Genomic DNA, 3,326 nt, shown 5'->3' with positions numbered 1-3,326 from the left:
ACGGATGTGTACGTGCTGCCCAAGCACCTGGACGAGAAGGTGGCCCGGCTCCACCTCGACGCCCTCGGCGTCAAGCTCACCACCCTGCGGCCCGAGCAGGCCGCGTACATCGGCGTCAAGGTCGAGGGCCCGTACAAGCCCGACCACTACCGCTACTGATCGGGCTCCGGTCAGCCACTGATCGGCGGAAGTCCCCGCAGGCCCCCGGCGCACGGCGCCGGGGGCCTGCCCCTTCGGCGCCCCGCGTGCGGCCGACGGTACGGTGACGGCACCGCGCTGCCCGGCAGTGCACCGCCCCGCCCCGCCACCCGACGAAACGTGCTCACCATGCCCCGCGGCCGCTATTCGCTCCACGACCCGCACGATCACACCCCCCTCGGTGAGGAGCACTTCCACTGCGCCCCCGGCCCCTCCGGCTGGCGCTACGTCTCCCAGCTCACCGCACCGAACGGCGACCACCGCGGCTCCGTCGACCTCGCCGTCGACGAACTCGGCCGCCCCATCCGCCTCGAAGTGAACGCGTCGAGCTGGCAGGTCCGCGGCGCCGCCATCGACGGCGTCACCTGGGTGCGCACCGACCCCACCGGGGCCGAGGCCACCGAGGGCAACGTCCAGGCCCCCGGCTTCACCGGCACCTCGCCGGCCTTCCTCGTCGCGACGGCCCGTCTGCTGCGCCTGACCCCCGGCGCACCCGCCACCCGGATCCGGCTCGTCGCCCTCACCGACCCGGTGCTGGCTCCCCGTACCGTCGACCAGGCCTGGGCCCTGCTGTCACGCGAGGAGCACCCCACCGACAGCGGCCCGCTGGTGGTGGACGCGTACCAGGTCAGCGCCCTGGACACCGGCGAGGTCCACACGGTCCACCTCGCGGGCGACGTCGTCCTCTCGGCCCCCGGGATCGAGCTCGAACACCTGGAGACCCCGCCCTCGGCCTTCGAGGCGTAGCCCCGGTCCCGCCCCCCGTCAGGCGGGCGGCGCGAAACCGCCGCCACGCGGCGGCTGTACGGGCGCCGCCGCCGGCGCGGGAGGAACCACCACGGGCGGCGCCGCCTGCGGGACGGCGTACGGAGCGGCCTGGGGAGCGGGATACGGAGCCGGGGCAGTGGGGGCGGGCGCCACTTGGGAGAGGCCACCGCCGAAGGCCCGCGCGGCGTCCCGGGACTGCCTCTCGTGCACCACCGCCATCAGGTAGGCGGCAGCGGGCACCCCCGGCGGCGGCGGAGCCCCCGTACGCGCCACCAGGTCGTCCGCGAGCCGCACCGCCATCGCGGCGCCCACCTGCGGATCCAGCTGTCCCATCCGCGTCAGGTACTGCCGGATCGCCAGCCACAGCCCGTCCGGCACCGCCGACAGGTCCAGCCCGCCGAACCTCCCGGCCAGCCACGGCGGCGGCGGAGGCACCGGCATCACCTCGGCGCCCGGCACCCGCTCCCGGACCACGAGCGTCCCCGCGAAGACGTCCCCGAGCCGCCGCCCCCGCTCCGACACCAGCGAGGCGATGCACGCGATGGCCCCGAGCGTGAGCAGCAGCTCCACGACCCCCATGGCCCCCCGCACCAGTGCGTGCCGGAACCGGATCGGCCCGCCGTCGTCGCGCACCACCCGCAGCCCGCAGGCGAGCTTGCCCAGCGACCGCCCGTGGCTCAGCGTCTCCACCGCGATCGGTACGCCGACCAGCACCAGCAGCACGGTGGCCACCGCCACGGCGGCCTGCGCGGCGAAGTCCAGAGAGGCCGTCGCCAGCGTCAGCGCGAACGACACGGTCAGGTATCCGGTGAGGTACACCGCCGCATCGACGACGAACGCCAGCGCCCGGCTGGGCAGCCTCGCAGGCCGCAACCCCAGGACGACAGCGTCCCCCGTCACCAGATCGCTCACCGCAGCACCTTTCACGTGACCTGCCCCGCCCCTTCGGCATCCAGTCTGCCAAGCTGACCACATCACGAGCAGGACAGTTGCAGGGGACCTGGGGCAGGGGAGCGGTAACCGGATGGATCTCGACGTCTTCGTGGCGGCGCACCGGGCGGAATGGGACCGCCTGGAGCAGCTCCTCGGCCGCGGCCGCAAGCTCACGGGCGCCGAGGCCGACGAACTCGTCGAGCTGTACCAGCGCACCTCCACCCACCTCTCCCTCATCCAGTCCAGCGCCCCCGACCCCCTGCTCACCGGCCGGCTGACCCAGCTGGTCGCCCGGGCGCGGGCGACGGTGACCGGTGTCCGCCGCTCCGGCTGGCGGGACGTGGTGCTCTTCTTCACCGTGGGCTTCCCGGCCGCCGTCTACCGCAGCCGCCGCTGGTGGATACCGACCGCGCTGCTCTCCACGGCGCTCGGCGTGCTCATCGGCTGGTGGATCGCCACGCACCCGGAGGTCCAGGGCGCCATCGCCGCCCCGGAGGAGCTGAAGGCGCTCACGAAGCCGGGCGGCGAGTACGAGACGTACTACTCCAGTCACCCCGCGGCCTCCTTCGCGGCCCAGGTCTGGACGAACAACGCACAGGCGGCGGCGATCTGCCTGGTCCTCGGCGCGTTCCTGGGGCTCCCGGTGCTCTGGATCCTCTTCCTGAACATGGCCAACCTGGGCGTGGGCCTCGGCCTGATGGCCTCCGCCGGCCGCCTCGACGTCTTCCTCGGCCTGATCCTGCCGCACGGCCTGCTCGAACTGACAGCGGTCTTCGTCGCCGCGGGTACGGGCCTGCGCCTGGGCTGGACGGTCATCGACCCGGGCCCCCGCACCCGCCGCGCGGCCCTCGCGGAACGAGGCCGGGCCGCCCTCGGCATGGCCATCGGCCTCGCGGTGGTCCTGTTCGTCTCCGGCCTCATCGAAGGATTCGTGACCCCGTCCGGCCTTCCCACCTGGGCCCGCATCACGATCGGCGTGGTCGCGGAGGCGGCGTTCCTGCTCTACGTCTACGTCCTGGGCGGCCGCGCCTCCCGCGCCGGCGAGACGGGCGACGTGGAGGCCGCCGACCAGACGGCCACGCTCCCCACGGCGGCCTGATGTGCGCCCGTGGCCGATGAGCTGCTAGTCTCCTCGTCGTCCCGGAGGCACCGTTGACACGGAGCCGACGGGGAGGTAGATTCGAACGGTTGCCTCGAACTGGACAAGTTCGGCAGTGATGGTTTAGAATGTATCTCGACCCCAGATGGAATCGAATTCCCGCGGGGCACAAGCGATTCCTCCTCCAGAATCCGAAGCCGGGAAATCCGGTGGAAAACTTCTGATAGAGTCGCAATCGCCGGAAAGGGAAACGCGAAAGCGGAAACCTGGAAAGCGAAACCCGCTTCGACCGGGAATCGGACACGAAAGAGTCTGATAGAGTCGGAAA

At 72.5% G+C, this 3,326-nt stretch carries 4 protein-coding genes; 3 read left to right on the top strand and 1 reads right to left on the bottom strand.

Annotation, left to right across the window (positions count from 1 at the left end):
- Both ACFWUZ_RS36195 and ACFWUZ_RS36190 read left to right on the top strand, forming a co-directional pair.
- On the top strand, positions 1-159 hold a 159-nt coding region (locus tag ACFWUZ_RS36195; RefSeq protein WP_384381579.1), incomplete at its 5' end, for an adenosylhomocysteinase.
- 168 nt (positions 160-327) lie between these two features.
- Entirely contained in the window at positions 328-945 is a 618-nt protein-coding gene (locus ACFWUZ_RS36190; RefSeq protein WP_384382363.1) for a hypothetical protein, read from the top strand.
- Between the two features lie 18 nt (positions 946-963).
- Here ACFWUZ_RS36190 and ACFWUZ_RS36185 read toward each other — a convergent pair whose 3' ends face one another.
- The gene (locus ACFWUZ_RS36185) at positions 964-1,878 is read right to left on the bottom strand and encodes an RDD family protein (protein ID WP_384382361.1); all 915 of its coding nucleotides are present in this window, start codon (positions 1,876-1,878) and stop codon (positions 964-966) included.
- A 112-nt stretch (positions 1,879-1,990) separates the two neighbouring features.
- On the opposite strand from ACFWUZ_RS36185, the gene ACFWUZ_RS36180 reads away from it, so the two are divergent.
- Positions 1,991-2,998, top strand: coding sequence for a stage II sporulation protein M (locus ACFWUZ_RS36180; protein ID WP_384382359.1), 1,008 nt, complete (start codon positions 1,991-1,993; stop codon positions 2,996-2,998).
- The last annotated feature ends 328 nt before the right edge of the window (positions 2,999-3,326 follow it).

The sequence above is a fragment of the Streptomyces sp. NPDC058646 genome, from assembly GCF_042716875.1.
In the GTDB taxonomy this organism is placed as follows: Bacteria; Actinomycetota; Actinomycetes; order Streptomycetales; family Streptomycetaceae; genus Streptomyces.
This window is presented reverse-complemented; position numbering and strand designations above follow the sequence as displayed.

Bases quoted from the DNA above. Each gene is read 5' to 3' on its own strand.
- ACFWUZ_RS36190 (WP_384382363.1), top strand. From the start codon at position 328: ATGCCCCGCGGCCGCTATTCGCTCCACGACCCGCACGATCACACCCCC.
- ACFWUZ_RS36180 (WP_384382359.1), top strand. From the start codon at position 1,991: ATGGATCTCGACGTCTTCGTGGCGGCGCACCGGGCGGAATGGGACCGC.